Origin of the sequence: Ectothiorhodospira haloalkaliphila ATCC 51935 (assembly GCF_000633935.1) — a bacterium.
Classification (GTDB): domain Bacteria; phylum Pseudomonadota; class Gammaproteobacteria; order Ectothiorhodospirales; family Ectothiorhodospiraceae; genus Ectothiorhodospira; species Ectothiorhodospira haloalkaliphila.
In genome coordinates this window covers 361400-384800 of the sequence record NZ_KK214995.1, presented here as the reverse complement: position 1 = coordinate 384800, position 23401 = coordinate 361400, and the positions used below count along the sequence as shown (strand labels likewise).

Genomic DNA, 23401 nt, shown 5'->3' with positions numbered 1-23401 from the left:
AAGACCGCCACGGCAGACGATCCACCATCGCCACCAGCCAACTGCCCATGGACCAATGGCACGACGTCATCGGTGATGCCACCCTGGCTGATGCCATTCTGGATCGCTTGGTTCACAACGCCTACAAGATCAATCTCAGAGGGGAGTCCATGCGAAAACCCAGTCCAAGTTGACCGACACCGCAACGTCGGAGTAAGAAGGAAACCCCGCGTCGCTACGCTCCGATGGGTGGCAGCTTTGCCCCGGTCCGGGTGGCAGGCTTCACGTGGAATGGGTGGCAACCTTCAGCGGTCTACGCAGGCCATTTCCCGTGCTGATTTTGTGATCAATACAGTGCTTGTATAATCGCGGCCACCCCCGCCACCGCAGAGAGCCACAGCACTGCCGGCCTGAGCCAGCGGCGGTCCAGGTAGTCCACCAGGTAGCCGGAGATCCAGAACCCCATCACGATGCCCGGTAGCAGGGTCAGGCCCAGCAGCAGTTCTGTGGTGCCGAATCGGTCCAGGAAGGCCAGGGCGGTGAGGGCAACGATGCCTGCGGGTACGAAGATGGCCGACAGGGTGCCTCGCAGTCGGGGGCCGGTCACGTTCTGGAAGGCCAGTGCCAGCGGCGGGCCGCCTATGGAGGTGATGGTGGCCATGAAACTGGACAGCCCGGCGGCGCCGATCAGATGATGGGGGCGTGGATCGGGCATGTGGCGGATGAGGCTCAGGCCTACCCCGAGCAGCACCAGGATGCCCAGCAGCATTCCCAAGACCTGTTCCGCCACCACGCCCAGCACCAAGGCGGCCATGGCGGTGCCGGCAAAGCTGCCGGGCAGGGCCCAGGCCACATCCCGTGGTTGAACGGCCCGCCACTCTCGCAGGAGGATGAGCAGTGGCAACGCCATGCCGACGATGAGCATGGGGGCGGGAATGAGTTGTGGGTGAATGAGGTACAGTAGCGGCGCGCCCAGCAGTGCCACCCCATAGCCGATGCCGCCCTGTATGATGGCGCCGATGATGAGGACGAGGGTGGCCAGGAGCCATTGGGGGAGGGTGAGGGGGAAGTCCATGGGGGTATTGTCCCTCTTCTTTCTGGTGGCGAGAAGGCCCTCGCCCCCGGCCCCTCTCCCGCTTGCGGGAGAGGGGAGCAGTGCGTAGATCCTCACCGCTGGCCCTTCTTTCGCGAACGGGAGAGGGGCGTTGTATGTGAAGTAGCCTTTTCGAGAGATTTGAATGTCTGATTTTTCAAACTTTACCGCCCAGCATCGCTTCTGCGTGGCGCCGATGATGGAGTGGACGGACCGCCACTGCCGGTACTTTTTGCGTCTGCTCAGCCAGCGGGCATTTCTCTACACCGAGATGGTCACCACCGGGGCGTTGATTCACGGTGATCGGGAGCGCTTCCTGGCCTTTGATCCGGCAGAGCATCCCGTGGCGCTGCAACTGGGCGGCTCTGAACCGGAGGATCTGGCCCGGTGTGCCGTCATGGCGCAGGAGGCTGGGTATGACGAGGTGAATCTGAACGTGGGCTGCCCGTCCGATCGGGTGAGTTCCGGGCGGTTTGGGGCGTCTTTGATGAGGGAGCCGGAGCGGGTGGCGGACTGTGTGCGGGCCATGGGTGAGGCGGTGGATATCCCGGTGACGGTGAAGCATCGGATCGGGATCGATGACCTGGATTCTTATGAGTTTCTGGCGGGATTTGTGGACAAAGTGGCCTCGGCGGGTTGCCAGTTGTTCATCGTGCATGCTCGCAAGGCCTGGCTGCAGGGGCTGAGCCCGAAGCAGAACCGGGAGATCCCGCCGCTGTGCTATGAGCGTGTGCATCAGTTGAAGGCGGATTTTCCTCATCTTGCCATTATCATCAATGGGGGGCTGACCACCCTGGAGGCCTGTCAGGCGCAGCTGGAACATGTGGATGGGGTGATGGTGGGGCGGGAGGCCTATTACAACCCCGGCATTCTGGCGGATGTGGATCGGCTGCTTTATGGCGAGCAGGGGCCGGCGCCCACGCCCCATGAGGTGGTGGAGCGCTTCGTGCCTTATGTGGAGGCGCGCCTGGCCGAGGGTGTGCCCCTGCAGGCCATGACGCGGCATATCCTGGGGCTGTTCCCGGGCATGCCGGGGGCGCGAGCCTGGCGGCGGCATATCAGTGAGAATGCCCACCGGGACGGTGCAGGCGTGGAGGTGATTCTTGAGGCGCTGGGGAAGGTGCGGCGTCCTGAAATGCTGTGATCAGGCGACCTGGTGATGGCGCCGGGAGGAATCCCCCTGGCCCGCCAGTAATCCATCGATGGATATGTCCTCGTCCAGGGCATCCCAGTGGATGCCCCTGGGGGAAAGTTCGAAGTCGGCCAAATCCGCTTCCGTCGCATTCAGCAAACGGGGGAACCATACCAAGGGTACTCCAAGGGTTCTTCCATCCTGGAGTTCAACCCAGAGGTTATCCTCGTCAACCCACGCTCTTTTAGGTGATGTATTCATTCCAGGAGTCCTCGAAGAGCTTTCTGTGGAGTGTTACCAGTTTTTCGATCCTTCGCAAGGTGTGTGCGTCAAATCCATCATTGCGGGCAAGTTTTACCTCTGGCGTCAGCCAGAACTTTGCTTCGCTTCCAGCGTGGCGTACATGGATGTGGGCAGGTTCTGGTGGTTGTCCTTCGTTGCTGTAGAAGAAGAACTTGAGTCCCTTTATGCGGAGAATTACAGGCATTTCCAGTCGTCCTTTTCGGTTTGCCTTGGGTGCCTGCCGGCGCCCCCTCATCCCCGATCCTTCTCCCCGTGGGGGAGAAGGGGGTTACAAAGGGAATGAGTGTTATATCCGCCGTGCCTGATCCCCCGCATTCCCCGTGTACCGCCCGGGGGTGAGTTCCTTGAGACTGGCCTTGGCTTCTTCCGGGATCTCCAGGCTGTCGATGAACACGCGCAGGCTGGGGCCGTCGATGCGTTGGCCTCGGGTGAGTTCCTTTAGCTTTTCGTAGGGCTTTTCCACCCCATAACGGCGCATGACCGTCTGGATGGGTTCGGCGAGGACTTCCCAGTTGGCTTCCAGGTCGGCGTCCAGGCGGGCGGTGTCGGCTTCCAGCTTGGTGAGGCCCTTGCTCAGGGCCTGGTAGGCGATGACCGACCACGCGAATCCCAGGCCGATGTTGCGCAGCACGGTGGAGTCGGTGAGGTCGCGCTGCCAGCGGGAGATGGGCAGCTTGCCGGCCAGGTGGTCCAGCACGGCGTTGGCCAGGCCCAGGTTGCCCTCGGCATTCTCGAAGTCGATGGGGTTCACCTTGTGGGGCATGGTGGATGAACCCACCTCGCCGGCCACCACCCGCTGCTTGAAATACCCCAGGGAGATGTAGCCCCACACGTCCCGGGAGAAGTCGATGAGCACTGTGTTGAACCGGGCCAGGGCGTGGAACATCTCCGCCATGTAGTCGTGGGGTTCGATCTGGATGGTGTAGGGGTTCATCTCCAGGCCCAGCTTTTCGATGAAGCCCTGGCTCAGGGCTTCCCAGTCCACCTCCGGGTAAGCGCTCAGGTGGGCGTTGAAGTTGCCCACGGCGCCGTTCATCTTGCCCTTGAGGGCCACATCGGCCACCTGGTTGCGGGCGATCCTGAGGCGATGCACCACGTTGGCCATTTCCTTGCCCAGGGTGGTGGGGGAGGCGGGCTGGCCGTGGGTGCGGGACAGCATGGGCTGATCGGCATGGCGATGGGCCAGGTCCTTGATGGACTGGATCACCTCGTCCATCAGCGGCAGCATGGCCTGGCCCCGGGCGTGCTTGAGCATCAGGGCATAGGCCAGGTTGTTGATGTCCTCGGAGGTGCAGGCGAAGTGGAAGAACTCGCTGATGGCCTCCAGCTCCTTGTTGCCCGCGATCTTCTCCTTGAGGAAATACTCCACCGCCTTCACGTCGTGATTGGTGGTGCTCTCGATGTTCTTCACCCGCCGGGCATCCTCTTCAGCGAAGCCCTCGACGATGCCATTGAGGATCTGCACCCCATGGTCGCTCAGGGCCGGCACCTCGGTGATGCCCGGGTGGTCGGCCAGGGCCTTGAGCCATTCCACCTCCACCTGAACGCGATGGCGGATCAGGCCGAATTCACTGAAGATGGGGCGCAGCATTTCGGTCTTGGTGCCATAGCGGCCGTCCACCGGGGCGATGGCGGTGAGGGTCGAAAGATCCATGGGAGCTTCTCCGGGGGCTTGCGAAAAAGGCGACGATTATACTACAGGTGAGCCTGACGCAGTGTGCGGGAGTGTGAACATGCCGAAAGACCGGATCGAGCAAGACAGCATGGGGCAGGTTACGGTGCCCGGGGACGCGCTCTGGGGCGCGCAGACCCAGCGGGCCGTGAACCACTTTCACATGAGCGGGCGACCCATGCCGCCGGCCTTCATCCGCGCCCTGGGGCATGTGAAGGCAGCCTGCGCCCAGGTCAATGCCGAACTGGGGTTGCTGCCGGCCGGGATGGCCCAGGCCATTATCCAGGCGGCCGAGGAGGTGGCCCAGGGTCTTCACGGGGACCAGTTTCCCGTGGATGTCTTCCAGACCGGCAGTGGCACCAGCACCAATATGAATATCAACGAGGTGATCGCCCACCTGGCCACGCGGCAACTGGGTGAAGCGGTGCATCCCAATGATCATGTGAACCTGGGGCAAAGCTCCAATGACGTGATCCCCACCACCCTGCACGTGGCGGCGCGGGTGGCCCTGGAGCATGAGCTGATCCCGGTGCTGATCGATCTGGCCGATGGGCTGGATCAGCGGGCGGCGGAATACCGGCATGTGGTCAAGACCGGGCGCACCCACTTGATGGATGCCATGCCGGTGCGCCTGGATCAGGAGATCGGCGCCTGGGTGCAGCAGTTGCGCTATGGGGTGGAGCGCCTGGAGGACGCCGGCGAGCGTATCGAGGAGCTGGCCATCGGTGGCACAGCCGTGGGCACGGGGGTGAATGCCCATCCCGAGTTCGGCGAGCGGGTGGCGGCGGCCTTGTCGCGTCGCACGGGCGTGGCCTTTGTGCCCAAGCCGGATCGCTTCGAGGCCCTGGGCGCGCAGGATGCCGCTGTGGAGATGAGCGGGCAACTCAAGACGGTGGCGGTGAGCCTGATGAAGATCTGCAACGACCTGCGCTGGATGAACTCCGGGCCACTGTCGGGTCTGGGGGAGATCGCCCTGCCGGCGTTGCAGCCGGGCAGCAGCATCATGCCGGGCAAGGTGAACCCGGTGGCCCCCGAGGCGGTGGCCATGGGGTGTGCGCGGGTGATGGGCAATGATACCACCATCACCATTGCCGGGCAGTCGGGAAATTTCCAGCTGAACGTGATGTTACCGGTGATAGCGGATGCATTGCTTGAAAGCATTCAGCTCCTGGCCGGCGGCGCGCGTCTGCTCCTGGGGCAGGTGGTGAAAGGATTCACCGTCAATGAGGAGCACCTGAGTGATGCCCTGTCGCGAAATCCGGTGCTGGTGACGGCCCTGAATCCGCTGATTGGCTATGAGAAGGGGGCAGAGATTGCCAAGAAGGCCTATGCGGAGGGGCGATCGGTGCTGGAGGTGGCCGTGGAGATGACGGACCTGAGTGAGGCGGAGTTGAGGAAGTGGCTTGATCCCATTGAGATGACGGGGAAAATGGATAGAGGGTAGGCGGGTCGAGCCTTCCTGCCTTCAGGCGCTCACCCTTGGGAAGATGCAGTCGTTGCCTTCACAGACTCGGAAGCCTGAAGGTATTCGCACAACTCGTCGTAGGGCAGTGGACGACTGAAGTAGAACCCTTGCACCGATTCGCAGTCCAGGCCCTTGAGGAAGTCCAGTTGATGCCGGGCTTCCACCCCTTCGGCGACCACCTCCAGCCCGAGCCCCTTGGCCATGGCGACGATGGCCTTGACGATGGCCGCATCATCCCGGTCCTGGGGGATGCCGCGGATGAAGGAGCGGTCGATCTTCAGGGTGTGGATGGGGAAGTGCTTGAGCTGGTTCAGGGAGGAATAGCCGGTCCCGAAATCATCCACCGCCAGTCGAAAACCCAGCTGCTGCATGTCCCCGAAGATTTCCACGGCCTTGTCTATGTCCTGCATGATGGTGCTTTCGGTCAGCTCCAGCTCGATCTGCGAGGCCTGGATGCCGGCATCACTGATGATGGCGGCATACTGGGCGGCCAGGTCCGCCTGACGAAACTGGCGTGGCGAGAGGTTGATGGCCATGCGGGGCACGGGCAGCCCCGTGGTTTCAAGGCGGTTCATGTCCGCGCAGGCCCGCCGCACCACCCACAAGCCCAACTGTTCGATCAGACCGGTATCCTCGGCCACGGGGATGAAATGCCCGGGGTTCAAATAGCCCTTTTCCGGGTGCTCCCAGCGCACCAGCGCCTCAAGGCCCTCCACCTTGCCAGTGGCCAGTGAGATCTGCGGCTGATAGTGCAGCTGGAACTCGTCCCGGTCCAGCGCCCTGGAGAGCTCGTTTTCCAGCATCAGGTGCCGGTAGGTCTGGGCGTTGATGTCCTGGGTGTAGAAGTGATAGTGATTGCGCCCACGCTGCTTGGCTTCATACATGGCGGCATCGGCATTCTTGATGAGGGTGTCCACATCCCGGCCGTCGAAGGGATGGATGCTGATGCCTGCGCTGCAGGTGAGAAACACCGGGTGACCGTGGATCACGTATTCACAACTCACGTTGTCGAGCAGGTGCTGCGCAAAACGGGCCAGCAGATCCAGAGAATCCACACGGTCCAGGATGATGCCGAATTCATCTCCCCCCAGGCGCGACAGGGTGACATGGCCTTCGTCCAGGTGATGATGGCCGAGCAGTTCAGTGTCGGCCAGGATGGTGCGGAGGTTGTCGGCCAGGTTTTTGATCAGGTGATCACCATAGCCATGGCCCAGGCTGTCGTTCACACGCTTGAAGTGATCCAGATCCATGAGGATGACGGCCACATGACTGCTGTCGTCCTCATCCCCGGTAGGACCCTTCTGGATGAGCTGATGCAGGCGGTCGCTGAACAGCACGCGGTTGGGCAGGCCGGTCAGGGCATCGTGGCTGTACTGGTGGGCCAGTTCCAGGGACTGGCGTTCGCTGATCTTCTTGAGCGTTTTGTGCTGGTGATCCATCAGGGTGTACAGCGCCGCGCTCTCCAGAGCATAGGCGGCATTGAACAGGACGATGGAGAGCACCTTCATGCCCGGATCGCGAGGGTGTATTGGATGCCCCCGGGTGCGGCCCACGAACATGCCGCGAATGCGCGTGCGGGAGGAGATGACGTGCAGCACCAGGTGATCGTCGCGCGCGCCCTCTTTGTCGTCATTGCCTGGGCAGGGCAGGCAGACCGGGTGGTTCTGGTTGAGCGCCCAGGAGAACATGCCTTCGTCGATAAGCTGCTCGACGATGGCCTCCAGCTCGGGGCCCTCGCATCCCGCCTGGCGAAAACTCAGATGGAAGCTGGACTCGTCGTCCACGGTGTAATAACCGGCGTCTTCCAGGGGAAGAAGGCGCCCTACGCACTCATGGGTGCTCTCCAGGATGGCGGCGACATCCCGACTCTGACTGTGATCGCCGAAGATGGCCGTCATGGAGGTGAGCACGTCCATGGCATAGTGATGCCATTGACTGGCCTGCTCCAGATGCCGGACCCGTTCGCGCAGGTAGTCCACGTCGGGCTGTGCTTCGTCTTCGTTTTGGGTCATATGCATCCTGGCCCCCGGCCTATGCCAGGAACACTTCCACCGCCTGGGCGTAATGCTGCTCAGTATAGGCGGTGACCTGTTCAAGCAAGGTTTCAGGCAGGGCGATGCGTGCCCAGGCCTGTTCATCGATGGGCGGCACCAGGCGTTCGCCGCTGGAGCCCATGCGCAGGGCGTTGGTCATGCTGTCGGCGGCATGGACCACCGCTGTTTCCACGGGATAACGCTGCGCCTCATTGGGGTCGTGATGGCATCGCACCGGTTCGTGCAGGGCCACTGGCAGCTGCCAGTGTTCCAGCAGGTCGCCACCGAGCTGCGCGTGATTGAAGCCCAGCGCCCACTGCTCCTCGCGGAACAGCAGGTCATGGCTGTGTTCGCGTGCCTCAAGGATCCGGGTCATGGAGTCTGTCATGTGCATGTACATGACCAATCGGCCGATGTCGTGCAGCAGGCCGGCCACATAGAACCGTTCCACATTGGCCTCGCGGCGAAAACTGGCCAGCGAACGGGCCAGCAGGGCGCAGCCGATGCTGTGGCGCCAGAAGGATTCCATATCAACCCCGGTAATGGGCATGCCCTCGAAATGACGGATCACCGTGGCCGCCAGTGCCAGATCCCGCAGTTGCTGAGTGCCAATGATGCTGATGGCCCGCTGGATGGAATGGATCCCGCCGGGCAGGGCGTAAAGGCTGCTGTTGGCAATGCGCAGCACCTTGGTCGCCAGCGCCGCATCCGACTCAATCACCGAGGCCATGGCCTCGAAGGAGCTATTGGGGTCGTTGATGGCGCTTTCGATACGGTGGTAGACGTCGGACAGGGTGCCCAGTTTCGGGTCTCGGGCCAGAATGTCATCCAGGCAGGCTTTGGTCATGAGTGGCCCTTGAGCTGGATGGACGAGGCGAGGCGTCGGGTGGCCAGATCGAACAGGGTTTGCATGACGGACTGCTGGAGGTCGCAGTGCCGGAAGGCATTGAGCATGACGGCCTCGGCCTGCTGGTAGGCCGTTTCATCAATGGGGGGTGGGGCTTCCCTGGAAGGCAGGGTGCTGTCCGTTGCGCTTGCGGGGGCCTCCTGCCAGATGGCCACCTGGGTGACGCCCCAGGTCTTGAGCACTCTTAGATGTTTGTCCTTGAGGGGAATGCCGGCAGACAGCAAGAGGCGACCACTGCGATCCCGAACGTCTTCAGCGAGAACGCTTCCGGCATCAGCCTGGTCGGCGGGGATCGTCCTTTTCGTGTCGATCATGCCTGCTCCGCTAGAAATGGCTTATGAGGGATCCTCTAAGGGAGTTTAGCCGCTTCATGTTTATGGGAATTGTCAAAGTACCGGGACTGACTCCATTGGGCAAGGGGAAGAAGACGGGCGGATACAAGGCTCCGCCCGTTGTGTATGAAGGAAGGTTGAGAAGAAGGTCAGGCGGCCGCCAGTTGGCGCAGCACGTAATGCAGGATGCCGCCGTGGCGGTAGTATTCCCACTCCTTGGGGGTGTCGATGCGCACCCGGGCCTGGAAGCGGGTTTCCTTGCCGTCGTCGCTCCTGGCGGTCACCGTGACCTCGCCGGGTTCGCCGTCCAGGCCGCCGATGTCAAAGGACTCGTGGCCGGTGAGTCCCAGGCTTTCGGCGCTCTCGCCCTCCTTGAACTGCAGCGGCAGCACGCCAAAGCCCACCAGGTTGGAACGGTGGATGCGCTCGAAGCTCTGGGCGATGACGGCGCGGATGCCCAGCAGACGCGTGCCCTTGGCGGCCCAGTCCCGGGAGGATCCGGTGCCGTATTCCTTGCCGGCCAGCACCACCAGGGGCACGTTTTCCTCCTGGTAGCGCATGGCGGCATCGTACACGCTCATTTGCTCATCGCTGGGCACGTGGGTGGTCCAGCCACCCTCGGTGCCCGGTGCCATGCGGTTGCGCAGACGCACGTTGGCGAAGGTGCCCCGCATCATCACCTCGTGATTGCCCCGGCGCGACCCGTAGGAGTTGAATTCCTTGGGCTCGATGCCGTGAGACTGCAGGTACTGGCCCGCCGGGCTCTCGGGGTGGATGCCCCCCGCCGGCGAGATGTGGTCGGTGGTGATGGAGTCGCCCACCATGACCAGGCAGCGGGCGTCGGTGACATCACCCGGGGCTTCGGGCTCCATGCTCATGCCCTCGAAGTAGGGCGGGTTCTTCACATAGGTGGACTCGGCCCAGTCGTAGAGTTCGGATTCGGTGACGCCGATCTTCTGCCAGTTGGCATCGCCCTTGAAGACATCGGCGTATTTCTCCTGGTACATGGCCGAGGAGATGTTGGCCTGCATCAGCTCGTTGATCTCCGCCTGGCTGGGCCAGACATCCTTCAGGTACACGGGCTGGCCGTCCTTGCCGGTGCCCAGGGGGTGCTTGTAGAGATCCACGGCCATGGAGCCGGCCAGGGCGTACGCCACCACCAGCGGCGGCGAGGCCAGGTAGTTGGTGCGCACATCGGCGTGGATGCGGCCCTCGAAGTTGCGGTTGCCCGAGAGCACCGAGGCCACCATCAGGTCACCGTCCTTGATGGCATTGCCGATGGGCTCGGGCAGGGGGCCGGCGTTGCCGATGCAGGTGGTGCAGCCAAAGCCCACCACGGAGAAGCCCAGAGCCTCCAGGGGCTTGAGCAGGCCGGCCTTTTCCAGATAGGCGGGTACCACCTGGGAGCCGGGGGCCAGGGAGGTCTTCACCCAGGGCTTGGGCATGAGGCCCTTTTCCTGGGCCTTTTTGGCCACCAGGCCGGCGGCCAGGAGCACGGCCGGATTGGAGGTGTTGGTGCAGGAGGTGATGGCGGCAATCACCACGGCACCGTGCTTGAGCAGGTGTTTCTCGCCGTCCATCTCGTATTCCACGGCGCCCTTCTCGTGGCTGTCGTCCACCCCGGGCGCGGCGTGGCCGCCCTCATCGGCGAAGCGTTCCTCCTCGTCGCCTTCGGGGCAGGAATGATGTTCCCGAAGGAACTCATCCAGGGTGTCCATGAAGTTGCCCCGGGCCTGATCCAGGGGGATGCGGTCCTGGGGCCGTTTGGGGCCGGCCAGGCTGGGGACGACACTGCCCAGATCCAGTTCCAGCACCTCGCTGTAATCCGCCTGGCGAGCGCCGGTGTCGCGCCACAGACCCTGGGCGCGGGCGTAGGCCTCCACCAGGGCCACCTGTTCATCGGTGCGACCGGACAGGCGCAGGTAATTGAGGGTTTCCTGGTCCACGGGGAAGATGCCGCAGGTGGCACCGTATTCCGGCGCCATGTTGGCGATGGTGGCGCGGTCGGCCAGGGGCAGGTGATCCAGGCCGTCGCCGAAGAATTCCACGAATTTGCCCACCACCCCCTGCTTGCGCAACATCTGGGTGACGGTGAGCACCAGGTCGGTGGCGGTGGCGCCTTCGGGGAGCTTGCTGTTGAGCTTGAAACCCACCACCTGGGGGATGAGCATGGAGATGGGCTGGCCCAGCATGGCCGCCTCGGCCTCGATGCCGCCCACGCCCCAGCCCAGCACGCCCAGGCCGTTGATCATGGTGGTGTGGGAGTCGGTGCCCACCAGGGTGTCGGGATAGGCGTGGTATTCGCCGTCATCCTCGCGCACGAAGACGGTTTCGGCCAGGTATTCCAGGTTCACCTGATGCACGATGCCGGTGCCCGGGGGCACGACGCGGAAGTTCTCGAAGGCCTTCTGGCCCCAGCGCAGGAACTGATAGCGCTCCTTGTTGCGGTGGTATTCTAGCTTGATGTTCAGGTCCAGGGAGTCGGCCTTGCCGAAGTGGTCCACCATCACCGAGTGGTCGATCACCAGGTCCACGGGGGCCAGGGGGTTGATGCGGTTGGGGTCCTTGCCCAGGGCCTTCATGGCATCGCGCATGGCGGCCAGGTCCACCACCGCAGGCACGCCGGTGAAGTCCTGCAGCACCACCCGTGCGGGGGTGAAGGCGATCTCCTGGGTGGGCTCGGCCCGGGCGTCCCAGTCGAGCAGGGCGTTGACGTGCTCCTGGGTGATATTGTTGCCATCCTCGTTGCGCAGCAGGTTCTCCAGCAGCACCTTGAGGGAATAGGGGAGGCGGTCCACGTCGTGGTCGGCCTTCAGCGGCTCCAGGCTGCTGATGTGGTAGGTCTTGTCTTTTACCTGGAGGGTGGTGCGAGTGTTGAATGTGTCGGTCATCGTGCGTCCCTCTTGGTTTGTTTTTATCGGGGCAGACTGTCGACAATCGTGACCTGCCGCCCCTGCTGGTTTAGAATGCTGCCGCGCAATAAAGATTGTTGTCAAAATAACCTAGTGACACCAAGGGATCATACATCCCTCCCCGCCCTGCGGGGCAGCCTAGCAGAGGGTTCTACTGTGCTCGAAGCCTATCGCCAACACGTTCAGGAACGCGAAGCCCAAGGGGTGCCGCCCAAACCGCTCGACGCCGGGATGACCGCGGATCTGGTGGAGTTGCTGAAAAACCCGCCCCAGGGCGAGGAGCAGTTCCTGCTGGACCTGATCACCCATCGCGTGCCCCCGGGCGTGGACGAGGCCGCTTATGTGAAGGCCGGGTTCCTGTCCGCCGTGGCCAAGGGCGAGGCCCGCTCGCCGCTGATCGACCGCAAGCGCGCCGTGGAACTGCTGGGTACCATGCAGGGCGGCTACAACATCGCGACTCTGGTGGAACTGCTGGACGACGCGGAACTGGCCGAGGCCGCTGCCGCCGAACTCAAGCACACCCTGCTGATGTTCGATGCCTTCCATGACGTGGAAGAGCGGGCCAAGGCCGGCAATGCCCATGCTCAGGGCGTGATGCAGTCCTGGGCCGATGCGGAGTGGTTCCTCAGCCGCGACGCCCTGCCGGAAAAGCTCACCGTGACCATCTTCAAGGTGCCCGGCGAGACCAACACCGATGACCTCTCCCCGGCCCCGGATGCCTGGAGCCGCCCGGACATCCCCCTGCACGCCAAGGCCATGTACAAGAACCCGCGCGAGGGGGTCACCGACGCCGAGGCCCAGATCAAGGAACTCAAGCAGAAGGGTCATCCCGTGGCCATGGTGGGCGACGTGGTGGGCACCGGTTCCTCCCGCAAGTCCGCCACCAACTCGGTGCTGTGGAACATCGGTGAAGACCTGCCCTACGTGCCCAACAAGCGCTTCGGCGGGGTGTGCATGGGCGGCAAGATCGCTCCCATCTTCTTCAACACCATGGAAGATGCCGGCGCCCTGCCCATCGAGCTGGATGTGAACGATCTGGAAATGGGCGATGTGGTGGACATCTACCCCTACGAGGGCAAGGTGTGCCGTCATGGCAGCGATGAGGTGATCACCACCTTTGAACTGCGCACGCCGGTGATGCTGGACGAAGTGCGCGCCGGTGGCCGTATCCCGCTGATCATCGGTCGCGGCCTCACCGATCGCGCCCGCGAGGCCCTGAGTCTGGCGCCTTCGGATGTCTTCAAGCGTCCCGAGGCCCCGACGGACAGCGGCAAGGGCTTCACCCTGGCCCAGAAGATGGTGGGCAAGGCCTGCGGTGTGGCGGGCGTGCGCCCCGGCACCTATTGCGAACCGCGCATGACCACCGTGGGTTCCCAGGACACCACCGGCCCCATGACCCGGGACGAACTGAAGGACCTGGCCTGCCTGGGCTTCCAGGCGGATCTGGTGATGCAGTCGTTCTGCCACACGGCGGCCTATCCCAAGCCGGTGGACGTGCAGACCCATCACACCCTGCCGGACTTCATCATGAACCGCGCCGGCGTGGCCCTGCGTCCGGGGGATGGCATCATCCACTCCTGGCTGAACCGCATGCTGCTGCCCGATACCGTGGGCACCGGCGGCGACTCCCACACCCGCTTCCCCATCGGCATCTCCTTCCCGGCCGGCTCCGGCCTGGTGGCCTTTGCCGCCGCCACGGGCGTGATGCCCCTGGACATGCCCGAGTCGGTCCTGGTGCGCTTCAAGGGCGAGCGTCAGCCCGGCATCACCCTGCGTGACCTGGTGCACGCCATCCCCCATGCGGCCATCCAGCAGGGGCTGCTCACCGTGGAGAAGAAGGGCAAGAAGAACGTCTTCTCCGGCCGGGTGCTGGAGATCGAAGGGCTGGACGACCTCACCGTCGAGCAGGCCTTCGAACTCTCCGACGCCTCCGCCGAGCGTTCCGCCGGCGGCTGCACCATCAGCCTGTCCGAGGAGCGGGTGGCCGAGTACCTGCGCTCCAACGTGACCATGCTGCGCTGGATGATCGCCAACGGTTACGGCGATCCGCGTACCCTGGAACGTCGTGCCAAGGCCATGGAGGACTGGCTGGCCGATCCCAAGCTGATGCGAGCCGATGCGGACGCCGAGTATGCGGCGGTGATCGAGATCGACCTGAACGAGATCAAGGAGCCCATCCTCTGCGCCCCCAACGACCCCGACGATGCCCGTCTGCTGTCCGAGGTGGCCGGTGGCAACATCGATGAGGTGTTCATCGGTTCCTGCATGACCAACATCGGTCACTTCCGCGCCGCCGGCAAGCTGCTGGAGAAGTTCCAGGGCGGTGAGCTGCCCACCCGTCTGTGGCTGTCGCCGCCGACGCGGATGGACCAGCGTCAGCTCACGGAAGAAGGGTATTACGGCATCTACGGCCGTTCCGGTGCCCGCATGGAAATGCCGGGCTGCTCCCTGTGCATGGGCAACCAGGCCCGTGTGGCGCCGGGGGCGAAGGTGGTCTCCACCTCCACCCGCAATTTCCCCAATCGTCTGGGGGATGGTGCCGATGTGTTCCTGGCCTCGGCCGAGGTGGCCGCAGTGGCAGCAGTGCTGGGTCGTTTGCCCACGCCGCAGGAGTATCTGGAGTATGCCGCCGATCTGAACACCATGGCGGGCGAGGTGTATCGCTATCTCAACTTCGATCAGTTGCCGGAGTATGAGGAAGCCGCGCGCAAGGTGATTTCCATCGCCGCGGCGTAACCCGGCATCGCCCCTCTCTCCCTTGGGGGAGAGGGGGTGCAAACCGTCATAGCTCCTCTCCCCCTGGGGGAGAGGGGTTGGGGTGAGGGGGATGAGCCGGCCCTCCCCTGACGGGAGAAGGGGGTTTTACTCCACGATTCGGTCCAGAATCCCCTTGGCCTCGGCCACGATCGCATTTCGGCTGAAGATCAGCCGCCACCGTGATCCCCCCGCCTGTCTCCACAGCACCGCTGCCCGAATCCCTGCCAGCAGCAGGGTTCGAATCCGCGCCGCATTGTTGCTGTTCCCCAGATGACTCTGGTCGCCCTGAACCACGATCCGCGGGCCCAGCTGGCTGATGGTGTTCTGATAGGTCTCGCCCAGCCGCGCCATGATGTTCTCATGGGTGATCCCGAAGGCCTCGCTCTGATGACTGGCGACATCAATACCATCCCGTAATGTCTTGATCATCTCCGGGTTTTTCATCAGCTTGCGCTCCAGGTAGAGCACGCTGATCACGTAGCGGGAGATTTCCCCGTCCACGTGATGCGCGGGGGACTGGATCTGCTCCAGCAGGGTGCGCAGGCCGCGCTCCAGGTTGTCCACGCCGCCGTAAACGGATTCGATGGTGTTGGCTTCAAAGGCGAACAGGCTGCCCACCATGGTCTGCAACTGATCCAGGTCGCAGCGGCCATGCCAGGCGATTTCCTTCACCATGGCGGCGGACTGGAACAGGGCGGCCAGGGCGAGGGCGCGATTTCGATTTGAGGATTCCACGGGAATATCTTGTTTCTGGGTGGGTTATGGCTGGGAAGATACCATAATGCTCATGACTGCAGCGGATGTCGGCGGGCGATGATGCCGCCGCCCAGGCAGCGTTCACCTTCGTAGAACACCACTGACTGGCCCGGCGCCACGGCGCGCTGGGGGGCATAGAAACGTACCTGCAGGGCGCCCGGTTCGTTCGGTGAGGCTTCCACCAAGCAGTCCTGATGAGATTGACGATAGCGGATCTTGGCCTGGCAGCGCAGGGGCAGGGTGGGGGGCTGGTCGGCCACCCAGTGCAGGTCCACGGCGGTGAGGCCGGTGGACTGCAGGGCCGGGTGGTCGTGGCCCTGGGCGACGATGAGCCGGTTGCGCTCCATGTCCTTGTCCACCACGTACCAGGGCACCTCGGGTGCGCCTTGCACGCCGCCGATGCCCAGGCCCTGGCGCTGGCCCGGGGTGTAGTACATCAGGCCCTGATGCTCGCCCAGCACCTGACCCTCGGTGCTGACGATCTCGCCCGGCTGGGCGGGCAGATAGCGCTGCAGGAAATCCCGGAAACGCCGCTCGCCGATGAAACAGATCCCGGTGCTGTCCTTCTTGGCATGGTTGACGAACCCGGCCTTGGCGGCCATGTCGCGCACGCGGGTCTTTTCCAGCTCGCCCAGCGGAAAGAGGGTGCGTGAGAGGGCTTGATGACCCAGGGTGTAGAGGAAGTAGGACTGATCCTTGTTCGGGTCCTGGCCTTGCAGCAACTGGTACTGGCCGTCATGCCCTTGGCGCACCCGGGCGTAATGGCCGGTGGCGATCAGGTCCGCGCCCTTGTCCAGGGCGTAGTCCAGAAAGGCCCGGAACTTGATTTCCCGGTTGCAGAGGATGTCGGGGTTGGGGGTGCGTCCGGCCCGGTATTCCTCCAGGAAGTGGGCAAACACCCGATCCCAGTATTGCTTGGCGAAGTTCACCTTGTGCAGCGGGATTTCCAGTTCCTCGCAGACGGCCCAGGCGTCTTCCAGGTCCTGGGCGGCGGAGCAGTAGCCGGGTTCGTCGTCGTCCTCCCAGTTCTTCATGAACAGGCCTTCGACGCGGTAGCCCTGCTCCATCAGCAGCAGGGCGGAAACGGAGGAATCCACACCGCCGGACATGCCGACGATGACGCGTTTGGGGTGGGTGTGGGGCATGGGTGCGCGAGTCGAGTGTTGAGCGGGGCATTCTAGCATTACGGCACGGTACTCAAACCTCCACCAGCAAACCCAAAGGATACCGCCGCCCCGCCAGATAATCCTCGATACACCTCAGCACCAGCGGACTGCGCTGACAGGCCGGATCATCCGCCAGCACCCGCGGTTCCAGCCAATGGGTGGCCAGGATGTCCGCATCCAGGGCATGATCAGGCACGGGCTCGGACACACTGCCCGTCACGGCTACCCGGATGAAGGTCAGCCCGCTGGCCGGATGCTGCCAGCGATAAACGCCCACCACCGCCTCAGGGGTGAGTTGGCGCCCGGTTTCCTCCAGCGTCTCGCGGATACAGGCCGCCAGCAGGGATTCCCCTTCCTCCAGATGCCCGGCGGGCTGATTGAAAACGCGGCGGCCATTGTCTTCTTCTTCCACCAGCAGGAAGCGACCCTCCCGTTCGATGACGCTTGCCACGGTAACGCGCGGTGTCCAGACCATGAATGTGAAAACTCCAGAGTTTGTGTGTGGATTTTGATGCGGTCCTTCCATGGAGTCTTTTGGGGAGCCACCCCGGATGAGGACCTGCCCGGATGCTCGACACCGGGGCTGCGGTAAGGTTCGCCATTCGCGGCCGAGGGCCGCTCCCACCGGCGAAATCAACCCACCCACCGACGCACCCGGGCATCGCGTGTATAATCCCACCAAAATCCTTAACAACAGTCACATTCCACAAAGGGAGCTCCCATGGCTTATCAACATATCAAGATTCCCGAGCATGGCACCAAGATCACGGCTAATGAGGATTGTTCCCTGAATGTGCCCGATAACCCCATCATCCCCTACATCGAGGGTGATGGCATCGGCGTGGACATCTCGCCGGTGATGATGCGGGTGGTGGACGCTGCCGTGGAAAAAGCCTACGGCGGCAAGCGCAAGATTGCCTGGATGGAAGTCTTTGCCGGCGAAAAGGCCACCCGTGTCTACGGTGGCGACACCTGGCTGCCCAAGGAGACCATGGAGGCCGTGCGCGACTATGTGGTGTCCATCAAGGGGCCGTTGACCACCCCCGTGGGCGGTGGCATCCGTTCCCTGAACGTGGCCCTGCGCCAGGAACTGGACCTCTACGTCTGCCAGCGCCCGGTACGCTACTACCCGGGCACCCCCAGCCCCCTGAAGAAGCCCGAGCAGACCGACATGGTGATCTTCCGGGAGAACTCCGAAGACATCTATGCCGGTATTGAATGGGCGGCCGGCTCCCCCGAGGCCAAGAAACTCTCCGATTTCCTGGTCAACCAGATGGGCGTGACCAAGATCCGCTTCCCCGAAACCAGCGGCCTGGGCATCAAGCCCATCTCCGAGGAGGGCACCAAGCGCCTGGTGCGCAAGGCCATCTGGTACGCCATCGAAAACGATCGCAGCTCGGTGACCCTGGTGCACAAGGGCAACATCATGAAATACACCGAGGGGGCCTTCAAGAACTGGGGTTATGAGCTGGCCAAGGAGGAGTTCGGTGCCGAGGAGATCGACGGTGGCCCATGGTGCCGCCTGAAAAATCCCGATAGCGGCAACGAGATCATCATCAAGGATGTGATCGCCGATAATTTCCTGCAGCAGATCCTGCTGCGCCCCGGCGACTACAGCGTGATTGCCACCATGAACCTCAACGGCGACTATATCTCCGACGCCCTGGCAGCTCAGGTGGGCGGCATCGGCATTGCCCCGGGGGCCAACATCTCCGACACCGTGGCCATGTTCGAGGCCACCCACGGCACGGCACCCAAGTATGCTGGCCTGGACAAGGTGAACCCGGGCTCCCTGGTGCTGTCTGCTGAAATGATGCTGAGACACCTGCGCTGGTTCGAGGCGGCAGACCTGCTGGTCAAGGGCCTGGGCGGCGCCATCAGCTCCGGTCGCGTCACCTATGACTTTGCCCGCGCCATCGACGGGGCCACGGAACTGTCCTGCTCCGAGTTCGGTGAAAATATTGTCGAGCACATGTAAATCAGGGATCGAAGGAAACGTTTCGACTGCATATCGATCAAAGGCTATGGGAGAAGAACGCAAATCCGACGAAGACAGCGGCCTGTTACTGGATGAGGCAAAGCCCCGACTCAAACAGCCACCCCAGTTCAAGGTGGTGTTGTTGAACGATGACTACACGCCCATGGAGTTCGTCATCGAGGTCCTGGAGGTCTTCTTCGCGATGGATCGCGAGAAGGCCACCCGGGTCATGCTCCATGTGCATACACGCGGCAAAGGTGTGTGTGGCATCTATACTCGGGATATTGCCGAAACCAAAGTGGCCCAGGTCAACGATTATTCACGAGAGCATCAGCACCCGTTGCTGTGTGCGATGGAAGAGGCCTAGAGCGGTACGACCATGCTGAATAAAGAACTCGAGTTTTCACTGAACATGGCCTTCAAGGCCGCACGCGAAAAACGTCACGAGTTCATGACGGTGGAGCATCTGCTGCTCGCCCTCACGGACAACCCCACCGCCGTGAATGTACTGCGAGCGTGCGGGGTCAACGTGGAAGGCCTGCGCAAGCAGCTCGAGGAATTCGTGGATACCAACACACCCAAGCTCCCCCTGAAGGACCCACGGGATACCCAGCCGACGCTGGGCTTCCAGCGGGTGCTGCAGCGGGCCGTCTTCCACGTGCAGTCCTCCGGCAAGAAGGAGGTCACCGGCGCCAACGTGCTGGTGGCCATCTTCGGTGAGCAGGAGTCGCACGCCGTTTACCTGCTGGGCCAGCATGATCTGGCCCGGCTGGACGTGGTCAACTACATCTCCCACGGCATCTCCAAGGTGCCGGATGAACAGCAGGACGAGGAGTCCTCCAGTTCCGCGCCCAGTGAGGGCCAGGAGGGCGAGGAGAGCAACCGCAAGAACCCGCTGGAGAGCTACGCCACCAACCTCAATGAGCAGGCCCGCAAGGGCAAGATCGACCCCCTGATCGGCCGGGCCCATGAACTTGAGCGCACGGTGCAGATCCTCTGCCGGCGCCGCAAGAACAATCCGTTGTTCGTGGGCGAGGCCGGTGTGGGCAAGACGGCCATCGCCGAGGGGCTGGCCAAGAAGATCATCGACGACCAGGTGCCGGAGGTGCTGCGGGACAGCACCATCTACTCGCTGGACCTGGGCGCGCTGGTGGCCGGCACCAAGTACCGGGGGGATTTCGAGAAGCGCCTCAAGGGCGTGCTGGGCCAGTTGCGGCGTCAGCCCGGCGCGGTGCTGTTCATCGATGAAATCCACACCATCATCGGTGCCGGTTCGGCCTCCGGTGGCGTGATGGATGCCTCCAACCTGATCAAGCCCATGCTGGCTTCGGGTGAGTTGAAGTGCATCGGTTCCACCACCTATCAGGAGTATCGCGGCATCTTCGAGAAGGATCGCGCCCTGGCGCGGCGTTTCCAGAAGATCGACGTGAACGAGCCGACGGTGGACGAGACCTTCGAGATCCTCAAGGGCCTCAAGTCACGCTTCGAGTCCCATCATGAAGTGCGCTATACCAGCAAGGCCCTGCGGGCGGCGGCGGAACTCTCCAGTCGCTACATCACCGACCGTCATCTCCCGGACAAGGCCATCGATGTGATCGACGAGGCCGGCGCCAATCGGCGGCTGCAGCCCGCCAGTCAGCGCAAGAAGACCATCTCGGTGCAGGATGTGGAGAACATCGTCGCCAAGATCGCCCGCATCCCGCCCAAGAGCGTGTCCGCTTCCGACATGGACACCCTCAAGAATCTGGAGCGCAACCTCAAGATGGTGGTCTTCGGTCAGGATGAGCCCATCGAGAAGCTGGCGGCGGCCATCAAGATGTCCCGTTCCGGGCTGGGGGAGACCGACAAGCCCATCGGTTCCTTCCTGTTCGCCGGCCCCACCGGCGTGGGCAAGACCGAGGTCACCCGGCAGCTGGCCCAGATCCTGGGGATCGAACTGGTGCGCTTTGACATGTCCGAGTACATGGAGCGTCACACCGTCTCGCGACTCATCGGCGCGCCGCCCGGGTATGTGGGCTACGACGAGGGCGGCCTGCTCACCGATGCCATTCTGAAGCAGCCCCACTCGGTGCTGCTGCTGGACGAGGTGGAAAAGGCCCACCCGGACGTGTTCAACCTGCTGCTGCAGGTGATGGACCACGGCACCCTCACGGACACCAATGGGCGCAAGGTGGACTTTCGTAACGTGATCCTGGTGATGACCAGCAACGCCGGGGCCGAGGTGGCCAGCCGTCCGTCGGTGGGCTTCACCCAGCAGGATCATTCCAGCGATGCCATGGAGGTGCTCAAGCGCACCTTCAGCCCGGAATTCCGCAATCGCCTGGATTCCATCATCCAGTTCAAGGCCCTGGATCCGGTCACCATCGCCAACGTGGTGGACAAGTTCCTGATCCAGTTGCAGGCCCAGCTGGACGAGAAGAAGGTGGTGCTGGTGGTGGACGACGAGGCCCGCGCCTGGCTGGCCGAGCACGGCTACGATCCGAAGATGGGTGCGCGCCCCATGTCCCGCGTCATTCAGGATCAGATCAAGAAGCCGCTGGCGGAGGAAGTGCTGTTTGGTCGCCTGGTGGGCGGCGGCGAGGTGCACGTGGGCGTGAAGGACGGCAGTCTGTCCCTGGACTTTGCCGAAGAGCCGGTGCACTGAGGGCCCTCAGTGCCCTAACCCCCCCACCCCTCTCCCTCAAGCGGGAGAGGGGAGAAAACCTTCTCCCTGTGGGGCTTTAGCCCTTCTCCCCCAGGGGGGAAGGGTTGGGATGAGGGGAGGGAAGGGAATTACTTGTTCCGGTAAACGATCCGGCCCTTGCTCAGGTCGTAAGGTGTCATCTGCACGGTGACCCTGTCGCCCCGGAGGATACGGATGTAGTGTTTTCGCATGCGACCCGAGATGTGGGCCGTGACGATGTGTCCGTTGTCCAGCTCAACACGAAACATGGTGTTGGGCAGGTTATCCAGCACCGTACCATCCAGCTCGATGTGATCTTCTTTAGACATATGCCCATACAGGGTTTGGCGATCCAGGTGGCTAATTATCAACACTGTGCGCCATAACACAAGAGCTATCTGCCCCTTCTGATGCGGTTTGTCACCAGCATTGCCCCCGCCCCCCCGGTTTGCCTACACTAGGCGGCTTTACCATGACCCTCTCAAGGACTTGTCTCATGAGAATCGCCTGTGTCTTTCCGGGCCAGGGCTCCCAATCCCTGGGTATGCTCGGCGCCCTGGCGCAAGCCCATCCGCAAGTGCGCGAAACCTTCCAGCAGGCCTCCGATGTGCTGGGGCTGGATCTGTGGGCGCTGACCCAGGATGGCCCCGAGTCGGATCTGAACCGGACCGAGAACACCCAGCCAGCCATGCTGGCAGCCGGCGTGGCCGCCTGGCGCGTGTGGAATGCCGAAGGCGGCCCCGAGCCCCAGATCATGGCGGGCCATAGCCTGGGCGAGTACACCGCGCTGGTGTGCGCCGATTCCCTGGACTTTGATGTGGCCGTGCGCCTGGTGGCCGAGCGGGGCCGCCTGATGCAGGGGGCAGTGGCCGAGGGCGAGGGCGCCATGGCCGCCGTGCTGGGTCTCACGGATGAGCAGGTGCAGGCCGTTTGTCTGGAAGCCTCCGCCGATGGCGTGGTGGAAGCCGTTAACTTCAATGCCCCCGGTCAGGTGGTGATCGCCGGCACCACGGCCGCCGTGGAGCGTGCCACCCTGTTGGCCAAGGAGGCCGGCGCCAAACGGGCCGTGCAGTTGCCGGTGAGTGTGCCCTCGCATTGTCAGCTGATGAAGTCGGCGGCCTTGCAGATGCATGTGCGCCTGGATGCTGTCCGTGTCGGTATTCCCCGCATCCCCGTGATCCATAATGTGGACGTGGATTGCCATGATGGTGCCGGCGTGATCCGCGGGGCCCTGGCAGCACAGATTCATCGCCCTGTGCGCTGGGTGGAGACCATTCAGCGCATGGCCGGCGACGGCATCACCCATGTGGTGGAACTGGGGCCCGGCAAGGTGCTCACGGGCTTGAACAAGCGCATCGAAAAATCTTTGAAACTGGCCTGTGTGCAGGATCCTGAGTCACTGGCCCAGGCCCTGGAGATGTGCCGGTCCTGACAGGGCCGCGGCCCATTGCAGACCGTAAACGAGGAGTATGCATGACTCTTGAAGGTGAAATTGCCCTGGTGACGGGCGCCAGTCGTGGTATTGGCAAATCCATCGCCCTGACCCTGGCCAGCCAGGGGGCGACCGTGGTCGGCACCGCCACCAGTGAAAAGGGGGCCGAAGGGATTACCGCCTACCTGAACGAGGCGGGTGCCAAGGGCCGCGGTATGGTCCTGGACGTGACGCGTCCGGAGGATGTGGAGGGCCTGATCAAGCAGGTGAGTGGCGAATTCGGCGCCGTGACCGTGCTGGTGAACAATGCCGGCATCACCCGGGACAACCTGCTGATGCGGATGAAGGACGAAGAGTGGGATGACATCATCCAGACCAACCTGACCGCCGTTTACCGGGTGAGCAAGGCCGTGTTGCGCGGCATGATGAAGGCCCGCAAGGGGCGTATCATCAACGTGGGCTCGGTGGTGGGTTCATCCGGTAATGCCGGGCAGACCAATTACGCCGCCGCCAAGGCAGGCCTGCTGGGCTTCAGCAAGTCTCTGGCCCGCGAGGTGGGCGCGCGTGGTGTGACCGTGAACACGGTGGCGCCGGGCTTTATCGACACGGACATGACCCGGGGTCTGCCGGAAGAGCAGAAGAATGCCTTGCTGGGCCAGATCCCGCTGGGTCGGTTGGGTGATCCCGCCGAGGTGGCTGGGGTGGTGGCCTTCCTGGCTTCGCCGGCGGCTGCCTACGTGACCGGGGAGACCCTGCACGTGAATGGCGGCATGTTTATGGGCTGATCCAGGGCCCAGGTCATGATCAGGGCAATGTTTTAGC

20 protein-coding genes and 1 pseudogene are annotated in these 23401 nt (G+C 63.2%); 9 read left to right on the top strand and 12 right to left on the bottom strand.

What is annotated here, in order from left to right; genetic code table 11:
* Positions 1 to 196, top strand: a pseudogene (locus ECTHA_RS19200) (ATP-binding protein); the annotation flags it as partial.
* 129 nt (positions 197 to 325) lie between these two features.
* On the opposite strand, the gene ECTHA_RS0101770 reads toward ECTHA_RS19200, so the two are convergent.
* Positions 326 to 1054 (bottom strand): sulfite exporter TauE/SafE family protein, encoded by a 729-nt coding sequence (locus ECTHA_RS0101770; RefSeq protein ID WP_025282873.1) that lies wholly within the window; start codon positions 1052 to 1054, stop codon positions 326 to 328.
* A 163-nt stretch (positions 1055 to 1217) separates the two neighbouring features.
* On the opposite strand from ECTHA_RS0101770, the gene dusA reads away from it, so the two are divergent.
* A complete protein-coding gene (gene dusA, locus ECTHA_RS0101765; protein WP_026623459.1) occupies positions 1218 to 2216 on the top strand; it encodes a tRNA dihydrouridine(20/20a) synthase DusA in 999 nt (332 codons plus the stop codon).
* Here dusA and ECTHA_RS0101760 read toward each other — a convergent pair whose 3' ends face one another.
* The 3 genes from ECTHA_RS0101760 to purB form a co-directional block, all read right to left on the bottom strand.
* A complete protein-coding gene (locus ECTHA_RS0101760) occupies positions 2217 to 2465 on the bottom strand; it encodes a DUF2442 domain-containing protein (protein WP_025281727.1) in 249 nt (82 codons plus the stop codon).
* A complete protein-coding gene (locus ECTHA_RS0101755) occupies positions 2449 to 2691 on the bottom strand; it encodes a DUF4160 domain-containing protein (RefSeq protein WP_025281726.1) in 243 nt (80 codons plus the stop codon). Before ECTHA_RS0101755 ends, ECTHA_RS0101760 begins: the two co-directional genes overlap by 17 nt.
* 102 nt (positions 2692 to 2793) lie before the next feature.
* The gene (purB, locus tag ECTHA_RS0101750; RefSeq protein WP_025281725.1) at positions 2794 to 4161 is read right to left on the bottom strand and encodes an adenylosuccinate lyase; all 1368 of its coding nucleotides are present in this window, start codon (positions 4159 to 4161) and stop codon (positions 2794 to 2796) included.
* Positions 4162 to 4234: 73 nt separating this feature from the next.
* Between purB and ECTHA_RS0101745 the strand changes: the two genes are divergently transcribed.
* Positions 4235 to 5623: a class II fumarate hydratase gene (locus tag ECTHA_RS0101745; protein ID WP_025281724.1), complete on the top strand. Its 1389-nt coding sequence runs from the start codon at positions 4235 to 4237 to the stop codon at positions 5621 to 5623.
* A gap of 29 nt (positions 5624 to 5652) precedes the next feature.
* Here ECTHA_RS0101745 and ECTHA_RS0101740 read toward each other — a convergent pair whose 3' ends face one another.
* The 4 genes from ECTHA_RS0101740 to acnA form a co-directional block, all read right to left on the bottom strand.
* Positions 5653 to 7656 carry a putative bifunctional diguanylate cyclase/phosphodiesterase gene (locus ECTHA_RS0101740; protein ID WP_025281723.1) on the bottom strand — a complete coding sequence of 668 codons (2004 nt, stop codon included), beginning with the start codon at positions 7654 to 7656 and terminating at the stop codon, positions 5653 to 5655.
* Positions 7657 to 7675: 19 nt separating this feature from the next.
* Positions 7676 to 8524, bottom strand: a complete 849-nt coding sequence (locus tag ECTHA_RS0101735) for an HDOD domain-containing protein (RefSeq protein ID WP_025281722.1) — start codon at positions 8522 to 8524, stop codon at positions 7676 to 7678.
* Positions 8521 to 8898, bottom strand: a complete 378-nt coding sequence (locus ECTHA_RS16555) for a hypothetical protein (RefSeq protein ID WP_025281721.1) — start codon at positions 8896 to 8898, stop codon at positions 8521 to 8523. The genes ECTHA_RS0101735 and ECTHA_RS16555 overlap by 4 nt, the downstream gene beginning before the upstream one ends.
* A 167-nt stretch (positions 8899 to 9065) precedes the next feature.
* Complete coding sequence (gene acnA / locus ECTHA_RS0101725) at positions 9066 to 11807, bottom strand: aconitate hydratase AcnA (RefSeq protein WP_025281720.1); 2742 nt, start codon at positions 11805 to 11807, stop codon at positions 9066 to 9068.
* Between the two features lie 177 nt (positions 11808 to 11984).
* Between acnA and acnB the strand changes: the two genes are divergently transcribed.
* The gene (acnB, locus tag ECTHA_RS0101720) at positions 11985 to 14564 is read left to right on the top strand and encodes a bifunctional aconitate hydratase 2/2-methylisocitrate dehydratase (protein ID WP_025281719.1); all 2580 of its coding nucleotides are present in this window, start codon (positions 11985 to 11987) and stop codon (positions 14562 to 14564) included.
* 126 nt (positions 14565 to 14690) lie between these two features.
* Here acnB and hflD read toward each other — a convergent pair whose 3' ends face one another.
* Genes hflD through ECTHA_RS0101705 form a run of 3 tightly spaced genes read right to left on the bottom strand, consistent with a single transcriptional unit; the run spans position 14691 to position 16982 of the window.
* Positions 14691 to 15320: a high frequency lysogenization protein HflD gene (hflD, locus tag ECTHA_RS0101715; protein WP_025281718.1), complete on the bottom strand. Its 630-nt coding sequence runs from the start codon at positions 15318 to 15320 to the stop codon at positions 14691 to 14693.
* A gap of 50 nt (positions 15321 to 15370) precedes the next feature.
* Positions 15371 to 16486: a tRNA 2-thiouridine(34) synthase MnmA gene (gene mnmA / locus ECTHA_RS0101710; RefSeq protein ID WP_025281717.1), complete on the bottom strand. Its 1116-nt coding sequence runs from the start codon at positions 16484 to 16486 to the stop codon at positions 15371 to 15373.
* Between the two features lie 52 nt (positions 16487 to 16538).
* On the bottom strand, positions 16539 to 16982 hold the full coding sequence (locus tag ECTHA_RS0101705) for an NUDIX hydrolase (RefSeq protein ID WP_025281716.1): 444 nt from the start codon (positions 16980 to 16982) through the stop codon (positions 16539 to 16541).
* 246 nt (positions 16983 to 17228) lie between these two features.
* On the opposite strand from ECTHA_RS0101705, the gene icd reads away from it, so the two are divergent.
* The 3 genes from icd to clpA are packed head-to-tail and all read left to right on the top strand — an operon-like array spanning position 17229 to position 21129.
* The gene (gene icd / locus ECTHA_RS0101700; RefSeq protein WP_025281715.1) at positions 17229 to 18485 is read left to right on the top strand and encodes an NADP-dependent isocitrate dehydrogenase; all 1257 of its coding nucleotides are present in this window, start codon (positions 17229 to 17231) and stop codon (positions 18483 to 18485) included.
* A 46-nt stretch (positions 18486 to 18531) separates the two neighbouring features.
* Entirely contained in the window at positions 18532 to 18852 is a 321-nt protein-coding gene (gene clpS / locus ECTHA_RS0101695) for an ATP-dependent Clp protease adapter ClpS (protein WP_025281714.1), read from the top strand.
* Positions 18853 to 18864: 12 nt separating this feature from the next.
* Positions 18865 to 21129 carry an ATP-dependent Clp protease ATP-binding subunit ClpA gene (gene clpA / locus ECTHA_RS0101690; protein WP_025281713.1) on the top strand — a complete coding sequence of 755 codons (2265 nt, stop codon included), beginning with the start codon at positions 18865 to 18867 and terminating at the stop codon, positions 21127 to 21129.
* A gap of 128 nt (positions 21130 to 21257) precedes the next feature.
* On the opposite strand, the gene infA is transcribed toward clpA, so the two are convergent.
* Positions 21258 to 21476: a translation initiation factor IF-1 gene (infA, locus tag ECTHA_RS0101685; RefSeq protein ID WP_025281712.1), complete on the bottom strand. Its 219-nt coding sequence runs from the start codon at positions 21474 to 21476 to the stop codon at positions 21258 to 21260.
* A gap of 167 nt (positions 21477 to 21643) precedes the next feature.
* On the opposite strand from infA, the gene fabD reads away from it, so the two are divergent.
* Both fabD and fabG read left to right on the top strand, forming a co-directional pair.
* Positions 21644 to 22579: an ACP S-malonyltransferase gene (gene fabD, locus ECTHA_RS0101680; protein ID WP_025281711.1), complete on the top strand. Its 936-nt coding sequence runs from the start codon at positions 21644 to 21646 to the stop codon at positions 22577 to 22579.
* A 41-nt stretch (positions 22580 to 22620) separates the two neighbouring features.
* The gene (gene fabG / locus ECTHA_RS0101675) at positions 22621 to 23364 is read left to right on the top strand and encodes a 3-oxoacyl-ACP reductase FabG (protein WP_025281710.1); all 744 of its coding nucleotides are present in this window, start codon (positions 22621 to 22623) and stop codon (positions 23362 to 23364) included.
* The last annotated feature ends 37 nt before the right edge of the window (positions 23365 to 23401 follow it).